This is a genomic window from Sorangium sp. So ce296 (assembly GCF_051529605.1).
Taxonomy (GTDB): Bacteria; Myxococcota_A; Polyangia; order Polyangiales; family Polyangiaceae; genus Sorangium; species Sorangium cellulosum_D.
The window spans coordinates 8,607,813-8,633,336 of the sequence record NZ_CP150325.1 but is presented as its reverse complement, the minus strand read 5'-3'; the positions used below and the strand labels follow the sequence as shown (position 1 = coordinate 8,633,336).

Sequence of the window (25,524 nt, the reverse complement as noted above, 5' to 3'; positions counted from 1 at the left end):
GGATTAGGGGTAGAAGCAGGGCATGGCCTTGGACGAAGCGTCGCGTGCCAGAATCGCGCCGTATGTGTCGAGCCTGACGGCTGACGTCTTCTCGCTGTCGGGTCTGCCGGAAGAAGTCATCGCCGTCCTGTTCGCGTACTACTCGCGCAGCCGCGACGATCTGCGCACCAACCTGGCGCGCCTGCTCGGCGACGAGGAGCTCGACGTGGCCCCCGGCGCCGGCGACCGGCCGCACCGAGGGCTCGCGTTCGCGTCGGACAAGGCGCGGAGCTTCCACGAGAAGTGGGTCGTCGGCTACGGCCACGCGTCGGTCGCAGAGCACGCCGTGGTGCACCTCGCGATCGAGAACGTGAGCATCGTCGCCTCCAAGGTGATCGAGGACCTGCGGCTCGGCTCCTACACGGAGAAGAGCACGCGCTACGTCGTCTTCGATCAGCACTCGTTCGTCGACCTGCCGGAGCTCGATCCGGAGCACGGCGCGAGGTACCGCGCCGCGAGCGAGCGGCTCTTCGCGACCTACCTCGACCTGGTGCCGAAGGTGACCGAGCGGCTGAGCGCGCGCGAGCCGAAGCCCGAGAAGATGTCGGACGCGGCCTACCGCGGCGCGCTGCGCGCGCAGGCGTGCGATCTCCTGCGCGGGCTCCTGCCGGCGGGGACGCGGACGAACATCGGGCTCACCGCGAACGCGCGGGCGCTCGAGATCCTGCTCACGAAGATGCTGTCGCACCCGCTCGAGGAGGTGCGCAGGGTCGCCCGCGAGATGCACGCGGCGGCGCTCGCCGTGACCCCGACGCTGGTGAAGTACGCCGCGCCGAACGAGCTTCGGAAGGGGCTGCAAGCCACCGTCGCCGAGGCGATGAAGCGCGTCTACACGCCGCCGGAGGAGGGCGTGAGCGCGACGATGGTGATCAACCAGCCCGTCCGGCTCGTGCGCTACGACAAGGACGCGCTGGAGCGCATCGCGCTGGCGCTCGCGTACGAGGGCAGCGACCCGGGCGTGCACGCCTACAACCTCGGCGACGCGCTCCGCCGGGCGACGCTGCCGGAGCTCATCGCCATCGCGCAGGCGGCGTGCGCGAAGCGCGGCCCCTACGACGCGCCGCCGCGCGCGTTCGAGGCGTCGACGATGACCTTCGAGCTGATGCTCGACTACGGCGCGTACCGCGACCTGCAGCGCCACCGGATGCTGACGCCCGCGACGCAGCGGCTCACCTGCCGGCTCGGCTTCGAGACTCCGCAGGCCCTGTCGGACCTCGGCCACGCCGAGGCCTACCAGGACGCGATGCTCGCCGCGCGCGACGCCTGGCACGCGATGGAGGAGCGCTACCCCCTGGAGGCGCAGTACGCGGTGCCGCTCGGCTTCCGCGTGCGGACCCTGTGGACGCTCAACCTGCGCGAGCTCTTCCACGTGATCGAGCTCCGCTCGGCGAAGCAGGGGCACACGAGCTACCGGCGCATCGCCCAGGGGCTGTACCGCACCGCGATCACGGTGCACCCGTGGCTCAAGGACATGATCCGCGTCGATCTGAACGACTACGCGCTCGCGCGGAGCTGATCCGCGCCTTGGGTACGCCGTCGCAGAGCGGCGGTCACCCGCACAGGAGACGGGCCCAGATCGGCGTTTTCGGCGCGCAAGCGCACTCCGGTGCGCTGAGCACCGAAAACGTCGAGGTGGGCCCGTATCCGAAGCGGGTGCCCGCCGCTCTAGAGGCGCGCCGCTTCGATGAGCTCCGTCGCGGCCCTGAGCGACGCGCCGGTGACCTTCGCGCCCGACAGCATCCGCGCCACCTCGGCGATGCGATCCTTCTTGTCGACGCGCGTCACCGAGCTCTTCGCGATGCCGCCCGCGTTCTCCTTGGCGACCACGAAGTGAGCGCTGGCGAACGCCGCGATGGGCGCGAGGTGCGTGATGCAGAGCACCTGGTGGTGGCGCGCCACGTCGCCGATCGCCCGCCCGATCTTGTCGGCGACGGCGCCGCCGACGCCGCTGTCGACCTCGTCGAAGACGTAGAGCCCCGCCGGCCCGCACTCCGCGAGCACGCGCTTGAGCGCGAGCAGCGCGCGCGACAGCTCGCCGCCCGAGGCGATGCGGCGCAGCGGGCGAGGCTCGATCCCCTTGTTGGGCGAGATGAGGAACTCGACGCGGTCGATGCCGTCCTGGCCGAGGCGGGCGCCGTCGACCACGAGCTCGGCGCGGTCGCCGCCGTGCGGCTCGATGTCCACGACCACCCGCGCGCCGCCCATGCCGAGGTCGGCGAGCTCCGCCGAGATCGCGGCGCCGAGCTTCTCGCCGGCCTTCCGCCGCTTCGCCGAGAGCTTGCGGGCGCGCTCGGCGGCGACGGCGAGCAGCGCGTCGCGCCGCCGCTCGAGCTCCGCGACGTGGCTCTCGACCCCCGCGAGGTGCTCCAGCTCGGCCGCGAGGCGCGCCCGCGCGGCGAGCACGTCGTCGAGCGTCGGGCCGTGCTGCCGGAGCAGGCCCTCGAGGCGGTACATGCGGTCCTCGATCTCGGAGAGGCGATCCGGATCGGCCTCCGCGCGCTCGGCGTAGCGGGCGATCTGGCGGGCCGCCTCGCTGAGCTCCGTCCAGCAGCCGTCGACGGCGCGGGCGACGTCGTCGAGCGCGGGGTCGATCTCCGCGGCGGCCCGGAGCTCCGAGGCGAGGCGCGCGAGCTCGTCGCACATGGCGTCGTCCCCTTGATCGAGGCGGGACGCCGCGCGCCGCGTGATGTCGTGCAGGCGGCCCGCGTGGCGGAGCCGGTTGCGCTCGGCCGCGAGATCGGCGAGCTCGCCGGGGCGCGGCGAGAGCGCGTCGATGGCCTGGAGCTGGAACGAGAGGAACGCCTCGCGCTCGCCGCGGCCGCGCTCCAGCTCGCGGGCGGCCCGGAGCTGGGCGGAGAGCGCCTCGAGCTCGCCGACGTCCGCCGCGAGCTCGCTGCGCGCCGGCACCAGGCGGCCGAAGCGATCGAGGTAGCCGAGGTGCGTCGACGGATCGGTGAGCGCGACGCTCTCGTGCTGCGAGGCGACGTCGGCGAGCTCCGGGGCGAACGCCTGGAGCTCGCCCGCGGTGCAGAGGCGGCCGTTCAGGTAGGCGCGCGAGCGGCCGGTCGCCTGGACGACGCGGCGGATCACGAGCTCGCCGTCGCTCGCGATGCCGGCGGCGTCGAGCATCGCCATCGCGCGATCCGAGCTGCGCACGTCGAAGAGCGCCTCGATCTCGGCCTCGTCGGCGCCGGGCCGGACCTGCTCCGCGCTCGCGCGGCCGCCGAGGACCAGCGAGAGCGCGCCCACGACGATCGACTTGCCCGCGCCCGTCTCGCCGGTGAGCACGTTGAACCCAGGTTCGAGCCGGAGCTCGAGGGCATCCATCAGAATGAAGTTCTTGACCCGAAGGGCGACCAGCACAGCGGCGGGAGGATAGGAAGCTTTCGGCCCGTCGTCAGCGGATCTTCACCTGCTTCATGACGGTGACCGGGATGCCCTCGAAGGGCGGCACCGTGGCGCTGCGGAACGCGGCGGCGATGCACGCGGCGGTGGCGGTCCCGACGAGGTCGCCCCCTTCCACGCGGGCCGACATGGTCTTGCCCGAGGGCGCGAACGTGACGGCCACGCGCGCCGTGCCCGTGAGCCCCTCGCCGGTGCACCCGGCGGCGGCGGCGGCCGCGGACGCGAGCGCGCTCGTCGCCGCGCTCTGATCGAAGCGGGCCGGCTCGTCCTTCGCCGGCAGGAGCGCCGAGGTCGCCGGCGGCTGCTTGGCCGCCGGCTTCGCGCGCTCGGGCGCGCTCGGCGCCGCAGCCCGGGCCGGCCTCTCGGCCGCCTGAGACCCCTCGCCGGCCTGCGGGCCGGCGACCGCCGCCGGCGCAGCGGCCGTCGCCGGAGCAGCGGTCGTCGCCGGCGCAGCGGCCGCCGCGGGCGCGGCGCTCGGCAAAGGCGCCGGCCCGGGCGCAATGCCCGCCTTCGCCGGCTCGGACGGCGGCGGCGCGGCCGGCTCGCCCGTCGGCATGGCCGCGGCGGATGCGGCCGGCGCCTCGGCGGCGGCGCCGAGGGCGGCGGACGGCGAGTCCGCGACCGGCTCGTCGTCGAGGGACGGCTCCCGGTCGGCGGCCTGGTCGGCAGGGGCAGGGGCGGCGGGCGGCGGCGCCACCTCGGGCGGAGCCGCCGCCTCCGGCGGGGCCGCGGCGAGCGCGCCGCTGCTGCTCGCCGGCGCGGCGTGATCCGCCGCGGCGGTGGACGAGCGGCCGCGGGCCTGCGCCAGGTACAGCGCCGCGCCGAACACGACGAAGACCACGGTCACCCAGCCGGCGATCGCCAGGTACTGGCGCGCAGCCGGCGTCGAGAGGACGCGCAGGAGAGGGCCGGCGGTGCTCGAGGTGCGCGGCGGCGCCTCTTCCCCGGCGTCCTCGGCGGACGTGTTCCCCTCGACGGCGACGAGGTCGGGCTCGACGGGCTGCGCCGGGAACGACGGGGACGAGCTGCGCTCAGCGGCGGCCCCCTCGAACAGCCCGCCGCTAATGCTCAGGATCTCGTCGTCGGCCCGGTCCTCGTTGCGGCGCGCGCCGTCCTCCGCGCCGGGCGGCGGCGCCATGCTGCGGAGGTCGATCAGGCCCGAGTCCTCCTTGCGACCGGCGCGCCCACGCAGGTCGGTCTGGCTGATCCGGTCGCCCGCCGAGCGGGCGGTCGCCCTGGGGGCGCTGCTCGCGCGCGCCGGCGGCTCGCGCGAGGGGCGCTCGTCGCTTCCCTGCTCGCGCAGCCCTTCCGCGGCGCCCGGGGCCCCGGACGCCCTCGGCCTGCCGCGCTCTCGCCGCGACGCCTCGGCGGCGGGCGGCGGGCTCGGGAACGGCGGCGGGCCCGCGGTCTGCCGGGAGCTCGGGAATGGCGGCGGGCCCGCGGTCGGCGGCGGGCTCGGGAACGGCGGCGGGCCCGCGGTCGGCGATGGAGCGAGCGACCCCAGCAGGGCCAGATCCGCCGGAGAGGCGTCGGCGGGCGCCGCGGGGCCCGGGCCCGACCGGGCGCGGCGCGTGGACGGCAGGGGCTGCGGGGCGAGCGCCGCCATGGCCTGCACGTCCTGGAGGCGGAGCTCGGGCGACGAGCGGTGCGACGAGGGCCGGCCCTCGTCGATCGACAGCGGCGCGGGGGGCAGCTCGGACAGCGGCGCCGGCGGCATCTCGGACGGCGGCGCCACGGGCCGCGGGGAGGCGCCCGCGCGCGGGGCCGCGGCCGACCGCGGTCGCATCGCCGCCGGCGCCGCCGTGATGCGGTGCTCGCGCCGCGCCGGCGGGCGGACCGGGACCGGCGTCCGCGGGACGGCGCGCGGCCTCGGGGGCGCGTCGGGCGCTGGCGCGGGCTGGCTCGCGCGCTCGTCCTCGGCGGCGTCCGCCCCGAAGGAGAGCGAGGGCGGCTCGACCCCGGGAGAGAGCATCTGCGCGAGGTCCTGGATCGAGACGGGATCGGAGTCGGCAGGAGGGAGCGCGGACGGGCTCCGGCTGGCCGCCGGCGGCGCCGCGACGCTGCGGCGCGCGTCGTCCCAGGAGACGCCGGCGAACGTGCGAGGACGCATCTGGACCTCGCGCCGCCCCAGCCCCCCGTCCGGCGTCACCACCGCGTGCTCGAGCGAGGCCTCCGCCGCCGCGTCGAGCGCGTCGAGCGCGTGCGGCCTCGGGCTGGACGCCGGCGCGTCCTCCAGCTCCTGCTGCGCGATCCGCTCCGCGAGCGTGAGCCCTCGCCGCCGCGCGGGGGGCGCCGACGCCGCCGACGCCGCGCGCCGCTCCGGGTCGCGCGCCGGCGCCGCCCTGCGCTGGATGCCCGCGCCCGGGAGCGTCGTCTCGGCGTCCAGCAGGTCGCTGGACAGCGCGGGCTCCCGCTCGAGCGCGCGCCCGGAGGACGGCTTCGCCCGCTCCGGCTCGCTCGGCGGCTCGCGCCGGTCGCGCCCGCTCGCGGAGCTCGGAACGATCGAGGGGGACGACCGCGGCTCGCCCCGGTCGGACGCCGACTGCTTGCTCTGCATGCGGCAGGATTTGCAGACAAACGGCAACGACGGACGCATCTCGCGTCCTACCCCGATCTCCACGTAGGCCCTGCAGACAGAGCAGGCGAGTTGCACCTTGATGAAGAGAATCGCGCAGCTCGTCTGGGCGCGCAATCTTCTTGGCAATTGACCGGGGCGGCCGCCCTCGGGCTCGCCCGCTCCGCTCCGCGGGGCTCCCCCTCCACCCGGACCTTCCGCGAGGCTCGGCCCTCAGCCGGAGGGTGTTCCGGCGCGCACGGGGAGCGGCGCGGGGGGGCGCACCCAGCGCTGCTCCAACCACGCCAGCGAGACCGGCGCGCTCCGCAGGGCCGCGTCGACGGCCCGGGCGACCGGATCGGGGGCGGGCGGCGACCCGGGAGCGCGCGTCGACAGGATCCAGTTCGACAGCTCGTAGTGGTGGAGGAGCGGGGCGAAGCGGTGCGCGTCGAAGCCGGAGAGGACCTCGGCCGCGCGGCTCAGGCGATCGCAGGGCAGGAGCGCGGTGGTCACGTCGAAGAGCAGGGCGCGGAGGTCCTCGAAGGCGCGCTCCGGATCCGCGGACACGCTCTCCAGGAGCGCCTCGAAGCCGTCGTCGGAGAGCCCGGCGGCCTCGGCCGCCTCGGCCATCGCCGGCACCTGCGTGGCCAGGAACTCGGCGTTCGGCGCGTGCCCAAGGAGGCGCCCGACGAGGTACAGATCGAAGGCGCTCGCGATGGCCTCGGCGAGCAGGAGCGCCTCCGCGCTGGGCGGAGCGCCGGCGCTCGCGGCCGTGAGGGCGCGGTGGGCGAGGTGGTGCCACGCGACGTGCGCGACCACGTCCGCGGCGAGGTGATCGCTGGCGATCAGGTCGCCCTGCTCGCTCTGGCTCCAGAACGTCAGGTTCAGGAAGACGACCCGGTCCCAGCTCGCCTCGCCCTCGGGCACGCGGAAGCGGTACCCGTCGCGCCGGAGGACCTGCTTCAGATCGTCGTACAGCGCGACGTGCCGGAAAGAGCGCTCGTCGTCGATGGTGAGCTCGTCCAGGGTCAGGCTTCGCAGCTTCACGCGGCGACCTTAGACCCGGATCGTTCCATCAGCTACAGCGGAGGCGAGGAAGAACCCGGAGAGCCCGCGTGTTTGGGGCCGGAGCCGGGTTTTTCCCGACCAGCGCCGCACGTTCCCGCCCATGGCCGGTGTTGCAAGCGCCGCCGGCTTAGGCATGATGCGCCCGTTCCTGCGCCAGCCGAGGAGGCACTTCGAATGATTTCCGTCAGGTCTCTCTGTTCCATCGCGCTCGTGCTCGTCGCCAGCGGTGTCGCCGGCTGCAAGGAGGACCCGCCTCCCCCCCAGCCGGAGCAGCCGGCAAGCTCCGCGGCGGCGAACAAGGGCAAGAACCTGCGGACGCCCGTGTCGCCGATCGCGAAGGTCGACCCGCAGTCGATGAAGGAGTACCGCGTCGACGTCTGCTACTTCGGGACGCTCTCGCTGAAACAGGCCCGCGACGCGTACCTCGCGAGCCTCGGCAAGGACGAGCCCAGCGAGAAGAAGATCCCGAAGTTCGGCACCGAGGACCAGGCGAAGGCCGGCGACGCCCCGAAGGGCTTGCTCCCCGCCAAGCCGCCCGTGCCCGGCGCGGCCGCGGCCGCGGCGTCCGGCAGCGCAGCCGCCGGCGCCGCCAAGGCCGGGCCGACGCCGCCCGGCAAGGACGACCGCCGGCCGTTCAACTTCAGCGCGCGCGCCCCGCACGAGCGCAACGCGCGGGCCTGCACCGTCGCCCTCAGCCTGAAGGAGCCGGCCATGCCGGACGTCGACGCGGCGCTCGCCGAGTACGCGCCGTTCGCGACCGAGCTCGCGAAGAACATCGCCACGGCGGCCAACTACTACCAGCGCGAGGAGTACAAGAAGGACAGCTTCGCGAAGGGCAAGGAGCTTCACGCGAAGCTCATCGCCGACTTCCAGAAGCTCGACGCGCACTCCGACAAGCTCGGCCTCGCGGTGTCGGCGTGGCACTCGTCGCACCTGCCCGACCTCTCGAAGGCGGACGAGGGCCAGAAGGCGGCGATCACGGCCCTCGAGGACGCGCGCGCGCTCATGGTGATCCTCGCCAGCAAGAACGTCGACCCCGCGGCGGCGAAGACCGCGCTCCAGAAGGTGGAGACGTCGACGGCGGCGCTCAAGACCCACGGCACGAGCCATCAGACCGACCCGTGGGCCAAGATCATGACCCCGGCGCTCGAGGGCTTCGTCCGCGACGTGAAGGCGGCCGAGCCGAAGCTGACCGACCAGGGGATCTCCTCCCCCGCCCTGTTCCTGCCGGTCGTCACGAGCTTCGTGTCGGTGGTCGAGGGGAAGCACCGGGCGCTCTCGCGCTCGCTCATGGCGAAGGGCCAGGCGGCGACGCGCGAGGCCGCCGGGGCCGCGCAGCCGGCGGCGCCCGCCGCGCCCGCGGCCGAGCCGCAGAAGGAGTAGCGCGCCCCGGGCGGCGCTCCCCGGAAGGGAGGCGCGCCCGCGGCCGCGCGGCCGCCGATCGCGCCGCGCCTCCTGTCGGGGGCGCGGGCGCGATCAGAACGGGCGACCGGTGCGGCGGGAGATGGCGAGGCGGTAGAGGGCCTCGTACTGCCGCGCCGCCTGCGCCCAGCCGGAGTTCTTCTTCATCGCCCGCAGCTGCATCGTCCGGAAGTAGGCCGGGTCGGCGCGGTAGAGGTGCACCGCCCAGGCGACGGTGTTCCCGAGCGCCATCGACGACATCTCCTCGAACTTGAAGCCCGTGACGTTGTTCTCGACGGTGTCGTCGAGGCCGCCGACGGCGCGCACGACCGGCAGCGTCCCGTAGCGCTGGCTGTAGAGCTGGTTCAGGCCGCAGGGCTCGTAGCGCGACGGCATGAGGAAGAGGTCGGCGCCCGCCTCGATGCGGTGGGCGAGCCCCTCGTTCATGCCCACGTAGACGCGGAAGCGGTCGCTCGAGCCGGCGATCCGCGAGAAGAGGTCCTCGGCCCAGCGCTCGCCGGAGCCGAGGACCACGAGCTGGACGTCGAGCGAGAGGATGTGGTCGAGCGCGCCCGCGAGGATGTCGATCCCCTTCTGGGTCGCCAGGCGGCTGATGAGCCCGAGGAGCGGGACGTCGGGGCGCTCCTCGAGGCCCATCTCGCGCTGGAGCGCCGCCTTGCAGAGGCGCTTGCCGCTCAGGTCCTCGGCCGAGTACGTCGCCGCGATGTGAGGGTCGGTCGCGGGGTTCCAGATCGAATCGTCGATGCCGTTGAGGATGCCGATCACGTCGGTGCCGCGATCCCGGAGCACGCCGTCGAGCCCCTCGCCGCCCTCCCACGTCTGGATCTCCTGCGCGTACCTGGGCGAGACCGTGGAGACGAGCGTGGCGTTGTAGATGCCGGCCTTGAGCAGGTTGATGCTGTCGTACGCCTCCAGGCAGAACCTGTGGAACTGATCCCAGCCGAGCCCCGTCGTGGGGAGCTGATGCTTGTTGAACCAGCCCTGGTACCCGAGGTTGTGGATCGTCAGCACCGACGCGGCGCGCGCGAGCGGCGACCGGTGCTCGAGGACGTTGAGGTAGAGCGGCACCAGGGAGGTCTGCCAGTCGTGGACGTGGACGACGTCCGGCCAGAAGCCGAGCGCGTGGCACAGCTGCAGCGCGCCGCGCGACAGGAGCGCGTAGCGGGCGAGGTTGTCGCCGAACTCGCCGTGCGCGTCCCCGTAGATGCCGTCGCGATCGTAGAGCACGTCGTGCTCGAGCAGGTAAGCGCGCGGCGCGGGCGCGCCGGGGGTCTCGGGATCGAGGCGCGTCTCCCAGACGGCGGTCCACACCTCGCCCGTGCCGAGCGGGATGCCGAGCGGCTCCGGCAGCCGGCGCGGCATGAAGCGCTCCGCCGGCGCCGGCACGTCCCCGCCCTGCGGAGCGGCGAGCGCCGGCGCGTCGGCCGGCGCGGCGGCCGGCGCGGCGGCCGCCGCCGCGGCATCCGCCGGGGGAGCGGCCTCGACAACGTCGGCCGACGGGCCGGCGGCCGCCGCAGCCACCGCCGGCGCGGCGACCGCCCCGCTGCCAGGAGCCTGCTGCTCGGCGCGCTCGATCTGACGGGCGAGGTAACGCTTGGCGACCCGGTAGGCCGGCATCACGACGCGCACGTCGTGGCCCGCCGCGGCGAGCGCGATCGGCAGCGCGCCCGCCACGTCGGCGAGGCCGCCGGTCTTGCTGAAGGGGACGCATTCGGACACCACGAAGAGAATTTTCATGCGCGGCATGGACATGGGAGGGAGGAACGCGCCCCCGCTCAAGGCGAGCGCGTCGCGTCCCTTCTACCAGCTTCACGAGCGATCTTGACCACGCGATCGACAGAGCGGGCGAGTCCGAGCGCCGACGTGTCCACCACGAAGTCGGCTTGCTCATAGAGCGCGCGCCGCGCCTGGAAGAGCGCCCGGAGCTCCTTCATGGCGTCGGCCCGGTTGGCCATGGGGCGCGCGTCGCCCTGCTCGACCACGCGCAGCCAGTGGTCCTCGGGCTTCGCCCGCAGCCAGACCGTCACCGCGCAGCGCCGCAGCCGCTCGAAGGTCGCCGGATCGGTCACGAGGCCCCCGCCCGTGGCCATGATCCCGTGGGCGCGAGCGTCGGCGAGCCGCGCGAGCTCCTCGCGCTCCAGGCGACGGTAGTAGGCGTTTCCGTGGATCTCGAACAGGGCCGCGAGGCTCATCCCCGCGCGCGCGGCCACGAGCCCGTCGAGCTCGAGGAAGGGCACCCCGAGCCGCGCCGCGGCGCGGCCGCCGATCGTGGTCTTGCCGGCCCCGCGCAGGCCGAGCAGCGCGACGAGGACCCCGCCCGCCCCCGCCTCGCCGGAGGCCGGGCCGCGCGGCGCCTCCTCCGGGGCGAGCTCGCCCTCCGCGAGCAGCGCGGCGGCCGAGGTGCCGAGCGCGCGGCCGATGTCCTCCAGCTTCACCACGGACACGTTCGCCCGCCCGCTCTCGAGCAGGACCAGGAAGCGCTCGCTCACCCCGGCGAGCTCAGCCAGCTCGCGCAGCGTGAGCGCGAGCTCCTGGCGCCGCTGCCGGAGCCGCCCGGCGAGGTGCGCGAGGATCGGCGGCGCGCCGGCGTCGCCCGCGCCGGCCTCCGGGCCCTGCCCGGGGAGCTCCCGAGGCGATGTCTGACGGGGTGGCATCTCTACACTGCAATATATTTCATGATAAGCGGGTCATCAAGAACTATACTGCTTGACTGAAGCCCGTCGCGGTGGTGGGCTCTCGGTATGGAAGCGACCACCTCTTCTCCTTCCGCGGCGCCGTCGCCGCAGCCCCGAGCCCGGGAAGAGGGCTCGTCCGCCGACGGCTCGCCCGTCCGCTTCGACGCGGCGCCGGGCCGGTACCGGCACTGGAAGCTCTCGTTCGAGGGGGCGATCGCGCGCGTCGCGATGGACGTCGACGAGGACGCGCCGATGCGGCCCGGCTACCAGCTGAAGCTGAACAGCTACGATCTCGCGGTCGACATCGAGCTCGCGGACATCGTGCAGCGGCTGCGCTTCGAGCACCCCGAGGTGAAGGCGGTGGTCGTGACCAGCGCGCAGCCGCGGATCTTCTGCGCGGGCGCGAACATCTACATGCTCGGGTCGTCGTCGCACGCGTTCAAGGTCAACTTCTGCAAGTTCACGAACGAGACGCGGCTCGCGCTGGAGGAGGCGTGCTCCGAGAGCGGGCAGCATTACCTCGCGGCGCTGAACGGCGTCGCGTCGGGCGGCGGCTACGAGCTCGCCCTCGCGTGCGAGGAGATCTTCCTCTGCGACGACGGGAGCAGCGCCGTGTCGTTCCCGGAGACGCCGCTGCTCGCCGTGCTCCCGGGCACGGGGGGGCTCACGCGGCTCGTGGACAAGCGCAAGGTGCGGCGCGATCTCGCGGACGTGTTCTCGACGCTGGCCGAGGGGGTGCGCGGCAAGCGCGCGCAGGAGTGGGGGCTCGTCGATCGCGCGATCCCGCGGAGCCGCTTCGATCAGGCGGTGGCCCAGCGCGCCGCGGAGCTCGCGGCGGCGACGCCGGACCGGCCCGGGCCCGGGGTGAAGCTCGCGCCGCTCGAGCCGCGGCGCGCCGAGGACGGCGACGTGTCGACCTGCGACTACCGCCACGTGTCGCTGAAGGTCGACCGCGCCGCGCGGACGGCGGAGATCCGCGTGCTCGGGCCGGACGGCGAGGGGCCGTCGGACGCCGCCGGGATGCGCCGGGCGGGCGCGGACCTGTGGGCGCTCCGCGCGTTCCGCGAGCTCGACGACGCGCTCCTCGACCTCCGCTTCAACCACCCCACGGTGGGCCTCGTCCTCCTCCGGACGGCCGGCTCGCCGGACGCGGTGCGGGCCGCGGACGAGGCGCTGTGGGCGGCCCGGGACGACTGGTTCGTCAAGGAGGTCCTGCTCCACATGCGGCGCGTGCTCAAGCGGCTCGACCTCACGGCCCGCAGCGTGTTCGCGCTGATCGAGCCGGGCTCGTGCTTCGCGGGGAGCCTGTTCGAGCTCGCCCTCGCGGCGGACCGGTCCTACATGCTGGACGGGGGAGACGACGACGCGTCGCGCGCGTCTCCCGCGACGGTCGCGCTGGGCTCGCTCAACTTCGGTCCGCTCGCGATGTCGAACGGGCTGACGCGGCTCGCGTCGCGCTTCCTGGGCGCGCCGGAGCGCGTGGCCGCGCTGAAGGAGCGGACGGGCCTCCTGTCCGCCGAGGAGGCGCTGGAGGAGGGCCTCTGCACCTTCGCGCCGGACGCGATGGACTGGGACGACGAGGTGCGGCTCGCGATCGAGGAGCGCGTGAGCCTGTCGCCCGACGCGCTCACCGGGATGGAGGCGAGCCTGCGCTTCTGCGGGCCGGAGACGATGGAGACGAAGATCTTCTCCCGGCTGTCGGCCTGGCAGAACTGGATCTTCCAGCGCCCGAACGCGGTGGGCCAGCGGGGCGCGCTGACCATGTACGGGCGCCCGGAGCGCCCCGAATTCGACTGGAGGCGGACGTGAGCGCGGTCATCAACTCGGAGCGGATCCCGAACAACGTCGACCTCGCGTCGGACAAGAAGCTCCAGCGCGCCCTCGAGGCGTGGCAGCCGAAGTTCCTCGACTGGTGGCGGGAGACGGGGCCCGAGGGCTTCCAGGCGGACGACATCTACCTGCGCACGGCGATCAGCGTCGACCACGAGGGGTGGGCGCACTTCGACTACGTGAAGATGCCCGAGTACCGCTGGGGCATCTTCCTCGCGGATCGGGTGCCGGACCGGAAGATCGGCTTCGGCGATCACCTGGGCGAGCCGGCGTGGCAGGAGGTGCCCGGGGAGCTCCGGAACATGCTGCGCCGGCTGGTGGTGACGCAGGGGGACACGGAGCCGGCGAGCGTGGAGCAGCAGCGGCTGCTCGGCCAGAGCTGCCCGAGCGTCTACGACCTGCGGAACCTGTTCCAGGTGAACGTCGAGGAGGGGCGGCACCTCTGGGCGATGGTGTACCTCCTGCACAGCCACTTCGGCCGCGACGGGCGGGAAGAGGCGGAGGCGCTCCTGGAGCGGCGGAGCGGCGACCCGGACAAGCCGCGGATCCTGGGCGCCTTCAACGAGCCGTGCACGAACTGGCTCTCGTTCTTCATGTTCACCTACTTCACGGATCGCGACGGCAAGTACCAGCTGCTCGCGCTCGCGGAGAGCGGCTTCGATCCGCTGTCGCGCACGACGCGGTTCATGTTGACCGAGGAGGCGCACCACATGTTCGTCGGCGAGACGGGCCTGCTCCGCGTCGTCCAGCGGACGTGCGAGCTGATGAAGCGCAACAAGAACGAGGACGCGCGCGCCGAGGGCGGCGTCGATCTGCCGACGATGCAGAAGTACCTGAACCTCTGGTACTCGCTGTCGCTCGATCTGTTCGGCGGGGAGATCTCCTCGAACGCCGCGTCGTTCTTCGCCTCGAGCGTGAAGGGCCGCGCGAAGGAGGAGTCGTACGAGGATCACCGGGCCGTCGAGGGCGTGTACCGGCTCGACGTGCCCGTGGCGGCGGCGGGCGGCGCGGTGGCCGGGTGGCGGCGCGAGGAGGTGCCGCTCCGCAACGCGATGAACGAGGTGCTGCGCGACGAGTACGTGAGCGACTCGCAGCGCGGGATCGACAAGATGAACCGGGTGATCGAGGAGGCGGGCGTGCCGTTCAGGCTGAGGCTGCCGAGCCGGCGGTTCCACCGGAGCTCGGGGATCTACGCGGGGCTCCACTTCGACGTCGACGGCAACCCGCTCTCGAAGGAGGCGTGGGAGCGCCAGCGCGACGCGTGGCTGCCGACCGCGAGCGACGAGGCGTACGTGAAGAGCCTGATGGAGAAGCCGGTGTTCGATCCGAAGCAGATGGCGAACTGGATCGCGGCGCCGGCGAAGGGGCTCAAGGGCAAGCCCGTCGACTTCGAGTACGTGCGGCGCAGCGGCTAGGGCGAGCTGCCCGGCCCTCGGAGGGCCTGCGGTCCGCGCGGGAGCAAGGACGAAGCGATCAGGGGGCCGCGCCCGCGTCGGGAGGGGGCGGCGCGCCCGAGTCGGCGGGCGGCGGCGGCGCCTTCTTCGGAGGATCGCCGTGCTCGGCGGCGAGCTTCTTCACGAGGGCGTCGAGGAGCACCTGCTCGTGGTACTGCGGCATCGCGGGGAGCTGCACGGCGACGTGCACGCCGGCGCGGCCGTTCACGACCTCGATCGCGCCCTGCGTCGCCCTGCCGCCGCTCTCCGGGCTCCTGTACTCGAAGAGCAAGTAGCCGCTCGCGACGTCCTTCTCGACGATCTTGAAGCCGAGATCGACGCGCACGAGGCGCAGCGCCGTGCCGAAGGTCTGCTCGAATGTGTAGGGCGACGCGTAGGCGACGCTGGCGCTGGCGTGCCGCGCGCCGAGGCCGCCGGCCAGGGGCACGGCCAGCGCGACGAGGAGGACCGCGATCGACGGGAGGCGGCGCATGACCGCGGCGTAGAGGGGCCGGCGACGATGGGCCAAGTTTCTTGCCGGCGCGCGCGCGGGTATGCTGGCGTCGACGTCGATGGACCGACCCTACGTCGAGCAGCTCCGTATCCAGGGCTACGGCTGCGTCCAGGATACGACCCTGGAGCTCACGCCGCTGCACGCGCTCATCGGGCCGAACGACAGCGGCAAGAGCACCGTGCTGCGAGCGCTCCGGACCCTCTCCTCCGTGCTCGAGCGGGCGCTCGGGGCGCCGGCGCCGGACCCGCTCGGGCGCGGCGCCCCGGCGAGCAGGGCGCTCGGCGGCGCCGTGTTCGAGGTGTCGGCGGCGACCACGACGTGGCGCGTGGAGCTCGACGCCGCGGGGCGGGTCCGCTCGACGTCGTTCCCCAGGGACCTGGAGCCCCCCTCGTTGCTCGACGACGCGGACGAGGACGACGACGCGAGCGGCGGTCCGAGCCCCGAGCGCCCCGCCCCGGACATCGTCCAGGCCCTGCGCGGCACGCAGACGCTCCGCTTCGACCCGGACGCGCTGCGGGCCCCGCACCCGCTGATCCCCGACGGGCATCCGCTCTGCTTCGCCGACGAGCGCGGCACCGGCCTGCCGGCCCTCTACGACGCCGTCATCAGCCGCGACCTGTCGGCCTACATCGAGCTGAACGCGGAGCTCACCCGCCTCTTTCCCAGCGTGCGCAGCATCCACCTCGCCAACCCGAGCTCCACCACGAAGGCCATCGGGGTGAAGCTCGAGGGCGGCGCCGTCGTGCCGGCGGCGCTGATGAGCGAGGGCATGCTCTACTACCTCGCGTTCGCGGCGCTGCCGCACCTCGATCCGACGCCCCTGCTCCTCGTCGAGGAGCCCGAGCACGGGCTCCACCCCGCGCGCATCGCCGACGTGATGCGCGCGCTGCGGCTCGTCTCCGAGAAGACCCAGGTCCTCCTCGCGACGCACAGCCCGCTCGTCGTGAACGAGCTCCAGCCCGAGGAGGTCACGGTCATCACCCGCGCCGGCGAGCAGGGGATGAGGGCCACGCGCATCCTGCACACGCCGGGCTTCGAGGACCGGGCGCGGGTGTACGCGCTCGGCGAGCTCTGGCTCAGCTACGCCAACGGCGCGGACGAGGCGCCGCTCCTCGGAGGAGGCGCGCGGCCGTGATGAAGCCGCTGGAGAGGACCCGGATCTTCCTCGTCGGCGAGGGCGAGAACGAGCTCGGCAGCCGCGCCGGAGCCCCGGCCTACCAGTCGGACAAGCACCCCGGCGTGCTCTTCACGCTGCTCTCGCGCGTCCAGCCGAACGGGTGGGTCGTCGGCGGCGCCCGCGAGTGGAAGAGCATCCGGAAGTACCAGGCGCGCGGCGCGGCCCACGAGGACACGCACCACGTGCTCGGCGCGGCCCTCGACGCGAAGGAGGCCGGGTGCGACGTCCTCGCGTTCTCCCGCGACATCGACCGCGATCCGGCGCGGCGCGAGGCGATCGCCGAGGGCATCCGCCGCGTCTCGTCGAGCCTCTCGTCGCCGCCCGAGGTGATCGGCGGCGTGGCCGCGCCGGCGCTCGAGGGCTGGATCCTCGCGCTCCTCGGCGAGAAGGCGACCGAGGAGCTGTCGCCGCTCCGGGCGCAGGCGATGCTCGCGGCGAAAGGGATGATGCCGGACGACGGCGCCGCCATGGTGCGCGTCGCGGAGGACGCCGACCTCGACGCGGTGCCCCCGGACGCCACCTCGCTCGCGGAGTGGCTCGCGCGCGCCCGCGCGGTGCTGCCGCGGCGGGCCGGCCGCGGCGCGCGATGAGGTGAGCTCCGCGCGGGCGGGCGCTCGACGCCCGATCACCCGCGTCGTGGGTCGCGCCGTCGGCCGTGCGCCCGGCCTGATGGCCTCACCGGCGGCACTGAGGCGCCGCAGCCAGCGCGGCCCTCGCCGTCTCGCGCAGGCCGTGGGGCGTGTCCTTGTCGAGCAGCGGCTTGAGGCGCGCGGGCAGATCCGCCGGGTGCACCGCCCCGAGCGCCGCGAGGGCCGCCGAGCCGAGCCGCTGATCGCGCTCGCCGATCGGCGCCTTCGCCCGCAGCGCGAGCCGCGTCCACAGGTCGACCGAGCTCGCGTCGCACATCGCCCCGAGCGCGAGGATCGCGCGCGCGCGCACCTCGACGTCCTCCTCCTTGTCCTCCGCCCGATCGCGCACGGCCTCGATGTGCGCGGTGGCCCGGTGCGCGCCGAGGCCGTCGAGCGCGTGCCGGCGCACCTCGGGCGACGGGTCGGCGAGCGCCCCGACGAGCGCCCGGTCGCCCGCAGGCGTCGCCGGCATCGCGCCGATCGCGAGCGCGGCGCCGCCGCGGATGAACGTCCACGGGTCGGAGGCGAGCCGCGCCGCGAGCGCCTCGGCCGCGCCGGCCGGCAGCTTCGCGCCGGCGGAGGCCGCGCGCGAGAGCGCCACGATCGCCGCCTCGCGCACGCGCACGTCTGCATCGGAGGCCGCCGCGAGCAGGTCCGGCGCGAGGGCCGGCACCTCCGCCGCGACCTCGGCGGCGCGCAGGCGCACGTGCGGGTCCGCGTCCTTCCGGAGCGACGCGCGGAGGTACGCCTCCGCGGGCGCCTCGCCGACGCGGGCGAGCGCCGCGGCCGGCGCCTGGAGCAGGTAGCGCCGCTCGAAGGGCGCGGGCGCCGCGGAGGCGAGCGCCTGGAACGCCGCGCCGCCGCCCTTCACGCGCCCGAGCGCCGGCCCGAGCGCGCGCAGCAGATCGAGCTGCGCGCCCTCCGGGCGGGCGCGGAGCCGATCGAGCTGCACCTCCTCCTCGACCACGGGCGCGGCCCGCTCGCTCCGCGCCGCCAGCGCGAGCGCGGACCGGAGATCCCGCCGCGTCGCGCCGCGCGCGCCGGCGAGGGCGTCGAGCAGCGCCGGGATGGCCTCGGCCGGCGCCACGAGCGCGAGCTCGCGGGCCGCCGCCACCTTGGCCGTGGCGGCGCCCCCCTTCACGATCTCCGCGAGCGCCGGCGCGGCCGCGCGCCCGCAGCGGCGGATGCGATCGCGCGCGTGGTGGAGCTCCGGATCGGGCTCGGGCGCCGCCGCGCGAGGGGCGCGCCCTGGCGCGGCGGACGTGGACCGCGCGGCGGCCGCGCCGGACGCGGCCGCCGCCGCGCCGGACGCGAGCCGCGCGGTGAAGAACGGGATCTGCACCACGCACGGCGCCGTGTCGATCACGCCGCGAGCGAGCTGCTTGCCCGCCGCGTCGAGCTTGTCGTAACCGGCGATCGCCGCGTCGACGGCCTCCGGCCCGCTGCGCGCGAGCAGCGCCGCCGCCGCCCTGGATCGCTCGCCGCCGCCCGCGAGCGCGCCCACGAGCGCCCCCGAGCCCTGCCCGTCGAACGCGGTGCGCGCCGTGATCTCGGCGATCGTGACGCGCACCTCCGGCCCGGACGGCGCGCCGCGGTCGCCCGCGCCCCGCGGCGCGTACGCCTCGTCGAGGACGACGGCGAGGCACGAGGCCCTGATCTCCTCGGGGAGCTTCACCTCGTAGCCGGCGGGCTCCTTGAGCCACGCGTCCTCGGGCAGGCTCACCTGGAAGAGCCGATCGGGCGTCGCCACGAAGAGCGTCCGCGGCGCGGCGCCGCCGTCGACGCCGTCCTGCGGCTTGATGCGCAGGCCGAGGCCCGTGATCCCGACCTCGTCGGCCGACGAGAACGACACGAACTCGCCCCGGCCCGCGCCCGCCTTCCCCTCGGACCACGCGGTCTTCGGGTCGCCGTCGGCGATCTCCGCGAAGCGCTTGCCGACCGCGCTCGAGGCCGCGGTCGGGCGCAGCAGCCGGAAGGCGGGCGCCGCCGCGTCGGCCTCGCGGCGCTCCGCGACAAGCTTGCCCGCGGCGCGGCGCTCCTCCGCCGGGAGGTTCTGGAAGCTCGCCCCCTTGAGGAGCGTCATCGTCCGGGGATCGACCTCGCTCGCGCCGACCAGCGCCGGCCGCCCGCAGATCGTCACGTCCTCGCGCAGCTGCCCGACGAGCACGCGGCTGCCGCTGCCGAGCGGCTCCACGACCACCGCGTCGCTCCGCCCCTCGCCGTGCTCCCCGGTCGCGACGCCGGTCCAGCCGCTCCAGAGCACGATCGGCTCCGTCCCCTTCCCGGCGAGCGGCGCGGCGACCAGCATCGCCCAGCTGCCGCCCGCGGCGCCCGGCGCGCTCGCGGGAGCCGGCTTTCCCGCGGCCGGCGCCTCGATCTTCGCGAGGTGCTTGCCGTCGGCCAGCGCGATCGGCACGACGCGCGCGCCGCCGAGCAGCGGCGCGACCTCGGGCGGCACGGCGAGGACCTTGCCGCCGTCGGGCGCGCAAGCGGCTTTCGCGGGACAGGCGCGGGCGGTGATGCCGCCGGGATCGACGCGGACGGCGAGCGCTTGCTGGCCCGCCGCGTGCGGGAGCACCACGGGCGCGACCTGCGCCGCGGCGTTGCCGAGGAGGGTCGAAGAGGCTGCGATCACCCCGACGGCGGCGCCGACGCGAGGCCGCCGGGAACGAAACGGCGAACGGCTCATGCGCGCCATCCTAGTCGCCTCGAGCGGCCGAGCTCTCGAGAGTTGAGCGCCTCGAGCGGGGCGCCGCAGCGCCCCTGACCGCGCTGCGGCGCGTCGTCCGGTCGGGCCCCCCGCGCTCCGCCGCAGGCCCGCGCGCCCTCGCTACTTCGGCGTCTCGGAGGCGGGGATCCAGAAGCCGCCCTCGTCGGGCGGCGTCATCCCGAGCGCCTTCGGGAGCACGTTCGTCCAGCCCGCGACCGTCTCGAGCAGGTAGATCTCCGCGCCGGCCTCGATCTCGCCGACCGGCTTCTCCTTCTCGTCGCGCCGCGCGCGCACCGGGATCGACCGCGTCGCCTTCACGATCGGCGGCGCCTTGTCGAGCGCGAGCTGCGCGCCGGCCACCGCGGTCGTCGGCGGGATGTACTGGTCCATCATCTCGCCCTTCTTCAGCGCCTCCAGGTCCTTGAGGCGCCCCCAGGCGTCGATCGTGAGGTCGCCCCGCGACATCAGGTGGACGAACCCGTTCTTGGCCTCGGTGCTCCAGAAGAGCTGGGCCGTCCCCTCCAGCATCTTCAGCGTGAAGATCACGTCGCCGTTCGGGCGATCGAACAGCTCGATCGTCGACGTCTTCATCAGGTAGCCGCGGGCGCTGCCGGGGACCTCCATCTTGGCGGGGACGCCGCGCTGCAGCGAGAAGGCGTCGCACGAGGCCGAGGCCCTCGCCGTCTGCCCCTCGGACCCGGAGATCGAGAGCTCCGCGCGCAGCGAGTCGCCCGTGGCCGCGACGAGCTTCACCTTGTGCGCGCTCGAGATCCAGATGTGCCCCTGGACGACCGGGATGTCGCGCGTCGTGTAGACCGCGACGTCCGAGGGCGCGACGTAGCCGTCGATCCGCAGCGCCGGCCCGCTGTCCGACGTGCTCAGCCGCGCCCGGCCCGAAGGCGGGTCCGCCGGGATCGCGCTCAGCGTCATCGGGACCAGCGCGCCGGTGAAGTTCGCGATCGTCCGGCCGCCGCTCGGCGCGTCGTAGAGCCGGGCGCCCTTGCCCACCGGCGCCGTCCCCTTGAGCTTGCAGGCGGGCCCCGTCACCACCGGCGCGGCCGCCCCCGCCGCCTGCACCGCCGCGCCCGTCGCCTGCGCGGCCGACACCGCCACCTGAGCGGGCTCTGCCCTCGCCTCGGAGACGGCCGGCGCGCCCGGGAGCCCGGCGCCGCAGAGCATCCCCCCAAGAGCCAGAAGACCAAGTCCCAGAACGTCGCTTCTCATCCACTTCCTCCGACGTACACGGGCAGCCCCGCTCGCGGCGATCCCGGGCGCGGTCCCCTCCTGTCGCGTCTGCCTGAGCCGCCAGCCTCCGCGGCGGCGCACTGCTGGAACGCCCGGGAGCGCCGAGCCATCCCTGCCGTTGGTCGGATCATCCTAGCGGATCATTCAGGGCCCGCCCGAGAAAGGTCCTCCGCCGCAGCGCTTACGCCATTTCGGGTGTATGGAGCAAGGCGCCCGACGCGGCTCGCGCCGGGCAGCCCGGCGGGGCGGTGCCCGCCTCCCCGGAAGCGACGCCATGCACGGATTCGACCTCGCCTTCGCCTCCCCCCGCAAGCTCCCCCGCGCCCGCGATCTGCGCGGCAACGTCGCCGTGCTCGACATCGCCTTCGCCTCCGAGGCGGGGGGCAAGAGCTTCGAGACCGTCACCCTCCCCCTCATCCAGGAGCTCGGGCCGCGGCTCGCCGCCTGGGTCGACCACCACGACAGCGCCCACCACGCGCGCTTCGCGGGCGACCCCCGCTTCGTCCTGTCGACAAAGGCCGAGCACGGCGCCTGCCCCGAGATGATCACCCCCGAGGTCGTCGCCCGCGCCGGGCGCGTCGACACCCTCGTCTGCCACGTCGACTTCGACGGCCTCGCCAGCGGCGCCAAGTGGATGCGCGGCGGCGTCGAGCCCTACCCCGGCTGCGACGACGACGCCCGCGCCATCGACACCCGCATCGGCGTCCCGGGGCCCGTGGCCACCCGCATGGACCGCGCCCTCCGCGCCCGCCCCCGCGACCAGGCCCTCTTCGGCCTCATCGTCCGGCACCTCGCGTCCGGCCTCTCCGACCCGTCGCTCTGGACCCCCATCGACGCGGCCGGCGCCGAGCTCGCCGTCATGGAGGCCGAGACCCGCCGGATCGCGCTCCGCTACGAGCGCGTCGAGCCGGGCCTGGTCCTCGTCGACGCCTCCCAGCGAGGCGGGCCCTACGACAAGACCCTGCTCCTCCTCATCGGGCAGGAGCGCGCGCCCATCTCCGTCGTCGTCGACAACGACAGCGTCACCTTCGCCGCCCGCTTCGACAGCGGGGTGAACTTCCTCGAGACCTTCAAGATCTCCGGAGGGATGCCGACCCGCATCTCCCTCCAGCGCTCCAAGCTCAAGGATGCGCTCGTGGCGCTCGGGGTCAAGCCCGCCGACGCCGGCCGGCTCGCCGCGGCCCCCTGACCTTTCTCCGCGCCCTCCCCCCTCCCCCCTCCCCCGATTCAACGGCCTCACCGACATCGTTGACGCTGTGGGCCCCGGCTGCTAGGGGGCGTTTCAGATCTGCAATTTGCAATTCTGCAATGACCGCGTGACCTGAGGCATCACGCCTGCGCCGAGCACGAGGGGTATGGCAGCGAGAAACTTGTCTTCGACGTCGAGCAGCGGTGTCGACGAGCTCCTGTTCCGAAACGACGCTGTTTCGCTCTGTCTCCTGGTCAACCGACGGCACCGGACGCTCCGCATCATCGACTTCCGGGCGGGGCCGACGCCGTCGAAGCGGAACTTCGTCCTGTCGGCCGCCAAGCGCGAGGGGGTCGAGAAGATCTTCACCCTGGTCGAGCGCGACGAGGTGCCGACCTGGACCCGCCTCGGGTTCGTCCGGGAAGGCTCGATCCCCGGCTTCTACAAGCGCAGCGACGCGTGGATCCTCGGGGCGGTCGTGTCGCAGATGTCCTCGCAGCTCCGCGAGGAGAGCGACGGCGAGGAGGGCGCCGAGGGCGAGGACACGGCGGGGTCGCCGGCGGTCCTGCTCGCGGAGCGCACCATCGCCCGCGCGAGGCGGCTGCTCCGGGAAGGCGAGGGGCGGCCGATGCCCGCGATCAAGATCGCGCCGGCGAGCGCCGCCGAGCTGCGGCGCGCGGTCGCGGCGGCGCAGCGGGCCGGGCGGGCGCTCACGGGCTTCGAGCCGTTCGGGCGCGACGCCGTGCGGACGGGCTACGCGCTGTCCGCGCGGGGCGGCTTCACCCTCCACGCGGCGTGGGAGATGCAGTCATGCTTCGGGAACTCGTTCCTCGAGCTCCTCACCTCGCCGCGCCACGAGTCGGAGCGGCTCGCCACGACGGCGGCCATCGGCGCCCTGTGCGAGCGCCTCGTCGAGGAGAAGGCCGTGAGCACGTTCACCTTCGCCCCCGCCGACGACCAGGAGCTGTGCGCCGCGCTGCTCGCGAACGGCTTCCGCCGTTCGGCCGTGCTGGCGCGCCACCTCGTCGTCGGCCGCGCCCGCAAGGACGCGATCCTCTGGGCGAAGAAGCTCGTCGCGCCCGAGGCGTGAGCGCCGCCCGCGGCCGCGGCGCGCGGCGGCGGGGCTACGGCGCGAGCGTGACCTCGTAGTCCTCGATGACGGTGTTCGCCAGCATCTCGTCCGCCATCTTCTTCAGCCGCGCCTCGAGATCGGGCGCGCTGCCGAGCGAGGGGTCGAGCTCGATCTCGATGATCTTGCCCACGCGCACGCCCTTCACGCCCGGGAACCCGAGCGAGGTGAGGGCGCGCTTCACGGCGTCGCCCTGGGGATCGAGGACCTCTTTCTTCAGTCGGACGGTGACGACGGCTTTCACTGGCTTTGCTCCAAGCGCTCTCTGCGCGACGCTAGCACGGGCACGGGCGAGGCCGCGCCCACCTACACTCCCAGGTTGCGCGGGATGCGCACGGCCGGGTCCTCGAGGTCGGGGACGAACGCCGCGCCGGTGATCCGCTCGAACGCCTCGATGTAGCGGCGGGACGCCTCGATCCGGACCTCGTCGGGGATCGGCGGGATCGGCCCGTCGCCCTGGAAGCCGCGCGCGGCGAGCCAGCGGCGCACGTACTCCTTGTCGAACGACTCCGGGTCCTGGCCGGCCGCGAAGCGCTCGTCGTAGGACGAGGCGAACCAGAAGCGGGACGAGTCGGGGGTGTGGATCTCGTCGATGACGACGATGTTCCCGCTCCGGTCCTTGCCGAACTCGTACTTGGTGTCGACGAGGATCAGCCCCTGGTCCGCGCAGAAGCGGGCGCCGTGCTCGAAGAGCGCGAGCGCCATCTCGGCGGCGGCGTCGAAGTCGCGCGGCGCGATCGTCCCGAGGGCGAGGATCTCCTCGCGCGAGGCGGAGAGGTCGTGCCCGCCCTTCGGCGCCTTGGTGCTCGGCGTCAGGATGGGCCGCGGCAGGCGCTCGTTCTTGCGGAGGCCGTCGGGGAGCCGGTGGCCGCAGAAGACGCGCTCGCCGCGCGCGTAGTGCGTCCAGATGCTGGTCGAGGTCACGCCCGTCACGTAGGCGCGCACCACCATCTCGACCGGCAGCGGCGTGCACTCGATCGCCTCGAGGACGTTCGGGTCGGGCTGGGAGATCATGTGGTTCGGCGCGACGCCCCGCGTGCGCTCGAACCAGAACGAGGAGAGCCGGTTCAGCACCTGCCCCTTCAGGGGCAGCGTGCCGAGCACGCGGTCGAAGGCGCTGATGCGGTCGGTGACGACGAGCAGGCGCCGGCAGTCCGGCGTCGTGTAGCAGTCCCGCACCTTGCCCTCGTAGCGGGCGAAGGGGCCCTCGAGCGAGGTGCGCTCGAGCACCCGGCCGAGCGCGGTGCGCAGATCGTCCTCGGTGACCATGGGGCGCGGCTTACCCGGCCTCGCGGGCCGAGTCGACAGGTTTCCGAAGACCCCGGCCGAGTTCCTCCCCCCGCGCCCCGGCCGGGACCCCCGTTGGTCTCCGGCCGGGGGGGTGGTAAAGGGGCCGCCCATGGCAAACCGAAAGAAGATCGCCCTCATCGGCGCCGGGAACATCGGCGGGGAGCTCGCGGCCCTCATCGCGCGCAAGGAGCTCGGGGACGTCGTGCTCTTCGACATCCCTCAGAAGACCGACTTCGCGAAAGGCAAGGCGCTCGACCTCGAGCAGAACGGCGCCGTGCTCGGCTACGACGCGTCCATCAAGGGGACCTCGGACTGGGCCGACTGCGCCGGCGCCGACGTCCTCATCATCACGGCCGGCATCCCGCGCAAGCCGGGCCAGAGCCGCGACGACCTCGTCGCGACGAACCTGCCGATCATCCGCAGCGTGGCGGACGGCGCGAAGCAGCACTGCCCGAACGCGCTGGTGATCGTCATCTCGAACCCGATCGACGCGATGGTCTACGAGTTCAAGCGCCGCACGGGCTTCCCGCGCGAGCGCGTGCTCGGCATGGCGGGCGTGCTCGACAGCGCGCGCTTCCAGCTGTTCCTGGCGCGCGAGGCGAACGTGTCGGTGAAGGACGTGCGCGCGATGGTCCTCGGCGGCCACGGCGACGACATGGTGCCCATCCCGTCGGCGTGCACGATCAACGGCGTGCGCGCGACCGAGCTCATCAGCAAGGAGAAGCTCGACGCGCTCATCGCGAGGACCCGCAAGGGCGGCGGCGAGATCGTGCAGCTGATGGGGACGAGCGCTTACTACGCGCCCGCGTCGAGCGCCGTCGTGATGGCCGAGAGCTACCTGCTCGACCAGAAGCGGCTGCTCCCGGCCGCGGCGTACCTCGACGGCGAGTACGGCTACAAGGACATCTACATGGGCGTCCCGGTCGTCATCGGCGGCAAAGGCGTCGAGAAGATCGTCGAGCTGCCGTTGACCGCGGAAGAGAAAGAGATGCTCGCGAAGAGCGCGAAGAGCGTCCAGGGCATCACCGACGTGGTGAAGGCCGCGAGCTGACGCCGGGTCCACGGGCGATCACGGGCTCACGAACGAGGAGAAACCGCGGAGAGCGCAGAAGATACGAAGGACATCGATGAGAGAAAAGCTCTCATCTCTCCCTCTGTGTCCTCCGCGCCTCCGTGGCTCCTCTCTTCTCCTCGCTCCGCAGATCTTCTCCTCAC

At 74.0% G+C, this 25,524-nt stretch carries 19 protein-coding genes; 9 read left to right on the top strand and 10 right to left on the bottom strand.

Annotation, left to right across the window (positions count from 1 at the left end; translation table 11 throughout):
• Positions 1-64: 64 nt before the first annotated feature.
• The gene (locus WME98_RS31840; RefSeq protein ID WP_437945464.1) at positions 65-1,555 is read left to right on the top strand and encodes an FAD-dependent thymidylate synthase; all 1,491 of its coding nucleotides are present in this window, start codon (positions 65-67) and stop codon (positions 1,553-1,555) included.
• Positions 1,556-1,704: 149 nt separating this feature from the next.
• On the opposite strand, the gene recN is transcribed toward WME98_RS31840, so the two are convergent.
• The 3 genes from recN to WME98_RS31825 all read right to left on the bottom strand — a co-directional run bounded on the left by recN (position 1,705) and on the right by WME98_RS31825 (position 7,045).
• Positions 1,705-3,366, bottom strand: a complete 1,662-nt coding sequence (gene recN / locus WME98_RS31835; RefSeq protein WP_437945463.1) for a DNA repair protein RecN — start codon at positions 3,364-3,366, stop codon at positions 1,705-1,707.
• 70 nt (positions 3,367-3,436) lie between these two features.
• Entirely contained in the window at positions 3,437-6,001 is a 2,565-nt protein-coding gene (locus tag WME98_RS31830; protein WP_437945462.1) for a hypothetical protein, read from the bottom strand.
• 231 nt (positions 6,002-6,232) lie between these two features.
• Positions 6,233-7,045: a hypothetical protein gene (locus WME98_RS31825; protein ID WP_061624180.1), complete on the bottom strand. Its 813-nt coding sequence runs from the start codon at positions 7,043-7,045 to the stop codon at positions 6,233-6,235.
• Positions 7,046-7,240: 195 nt separating this feature from the next.
• On the opposite strand from WME98_RS31825, the gene WME98_RS31820 reads away from it, so the two are divergent.
• Positions 7,241-8,449, top strand: coding sequence for a DUF3829 domain-containing protein (locus tag WME98_RS31820; RefSeq protein ID WP_437945461.1), 1,209 nt, complete (start codon positions 7,241-7,243; stop codon positions 8,447-8,449).
• A 93-nt stretch (positions 8,450-8,542) separates the two neighbouring features.
• On the opposite strand, the gene WME98_RS31815 is transcribed toward WME98_RS31820, so the two are convergent.
• Together WME98_RS31815 and WME98_RS31810 are read right to left on the bottom strand one after the other, a co-directional pair.
• Positions 8,543-10,234 carry a glycogen synthase gene (locus WME98_RS31815; RefSeq protein WP_437954042.1) on the bottom strand — a complete coding sequence of 564 codons (1,692 nt, stop codon included), beginning with the start codon at positions 10,232-10,234 and terminating at the stop codon, positions 8,543-8,545.
• Between the two features lie 29 nt (positions 10,235-10,263).
• A complete protein-coding gene (locus WME98_RS31810; RefSeq protein WP_437945460.1) occupies positions 10,264-11,142 on the bottom strand; it encodes a helix-turn-helix transcriptional regulator in 879 nt (292 codons plus the stop codon).
• 87 nt (positions 11,143-11,229) lie between these two features.
• On the opposite strand from WME98_RS31810, the gene boxC reads away from it, so the two are divergent.
• Complete coding sequence (gene boxC, locus WME98_RS31805; protein ID WP_437945459.1) at positions 11,230-12,972, top strand: 2,3-epoxybenzoyl-CoA dihydrolase; 1,743 nt, start codon at positions 11,230-11,232, stop codon at positions 12,970-12,972.
• Complete coding sequence (gene boxB, locus WME98_RS31800; protein WP_437611825.1) at positions 12,969-14,408, top strand: benzoyl-CoA 2,3-epoxidase subunit BoxB; 1,440 nt, start codon at positions 12,969-12,971, stop codon at positions 14,406-14,408. The genes boxC and boxB overlap by 4 nt, the downstream gene beginning before the upstream one ends.
• A gap of 58 nt (positions 14,409-14,466) precedes the next feature.
• Here the strand turns inward: boxB and WME98_RS31795 are convergent, their stop codons facing one another.
• A complete protein-coding gene (locus tag WME98_RS31795; RefSeq protein WP_437611823.1) occupies positions 14,467-14,919 on the bottom strand; it encodes a hypothetical protein in 453 nt (150 codons plus the stop codon).
• Between the two features lie 79 nt (positions 14,920-14,998).
• On the opposite strand from WME98_RS31795, the gene WME98_RS31790 reads away from it, so the two are divergent.
• The gene (locus WME98_RS31790) at positions 14,999-16,075 is read left to right on the top strand and encodes an AAA family ATPase (RefSeq protein WP_437945458.1); all 1,077 of its coding nucleotides are present in this window, start codon (positions 14,999-15,001) and stop codon (positions 16,073-16,075) included.
• Positions 16,075-16,707 carry a hypothetical protein gene (locus tag WME98_RS31785; protein ID WP_437954041.1) on the top strand — a complete coding sequence of 211 codons (633 nt, stop codon included), beginning with the start codon at positions 16,075-16,077 and terminating at the stop codon, positions 16,705-16,707. Before WME98_RS31790 ends, WME98_RS31785 begins: the two co-directional genes overlap by 1 nt.
• Before the next feature lie 85 nt (positions 16,708-16,792).
• Here the strand turns inward: WME98_RS31785 and WME98_RS31780 are convergent, their stop codons facing one another.
• Both WME98_RS31780 and WME98_RS31775 read right to left on the bottom strand, forming a co-directional pair.
• Positions 16,793-19,435: a HEAT repeat domain-containing protein gene (locus WME98_RS31780; RefSeq protein ID WP_437945457.1), complete on the bottom strand. Its 2,643-nt coding sequence runs from the start codon at positions 19,433-19,435 to the stop codon at positions 16,793-16,795.
• A gap of 141 nt (positions 19,436-19,576) precedes the next feature.
• On the bottom strand, positions 19,577-20,680 hold the full coding sequence (locus WME98_RS31775) for a hypothetical protein (RefSeq protein ID WP_437945456.1): 1,104 nt from the start codon (positions 20,678-20,680) through the stop codon (positions 19,577-19,579).
• Between the two features lie 295 nt (positions 20,681-20,975).
• Between WME98_RS31775 and WME98_RS31770 the strand changes: the two genes are divergently transcribed.
• A complete protein-coding gene (locus WME98_RS31770; protein WP_061629580.1) occupies positions 20,976-21,890 on the top strand; it encodes a hypothetical protein in 915 nt (304 codons plus the stop codon).
• A gap of 166 nt (positions 21,891-22,056) precedes the next feature.
• Positions 22,057-22,980: a hypothetical protein gene (locus WME98_RS31765; RefSeq protein WP_437945455.1), complete on the top strand. Its 924-nt coding sequence runs from the start codon at positions 22,057-22,059 to the stop codon at positions 22,978-22,980.
• Positions 22,981-23,014: 34 nt separating this feature from the next.
• Here the strand turns inward: WME98_RS31765 and purS are convergent, their stop codons facing one another.
• Both purS and WME98_RS31755 read right to left on the bottom strand, forming a co-directional pair.
• Positions 23,015-23,263, bottom strand: a complete 249-nt coding sequence (gene purS, locus WME98_RS31760) for a phosphoribosylformylglycinamidine synthase subunit PurS (RefSeq protein WP_020733510.1) — start codon at positions 23,261-23,263, stop codon at positions 23,015-23,017.
• A 62-nt stretch (positions 23,264-23,325) separates the two neighbouring features.
• Positions 23,326-24,288, bottom strand: a complete 963-nt coding sequence (locus WME98_RS31755) for a phosphoribosylaminoimidazolesuccinocarboxamide synthase (protein WP_437945454.1) — start codon at positions 24,286-24,288, stop codon at positions 23,326-23,328.
• Between the two features lie 130 nt (positions 24,289-24,418).
• Here WME98_RS31755 and mdh point away from each other — a divergent pair, with 130 nt between their 5' ends.
• Positions 24,419-25,360 (top strand): malate dehydrogenase, encoded by a 942-nt coding sequence (gene mdh, locus WME98_RS31750; protein WP_437572033.1) that lies wholly within the window; start codon positions 24,419-24,421, stop codon positions 25,358-25,360.
• Positions 25,361-25,524: the final 164 nt, after the last annotated feature.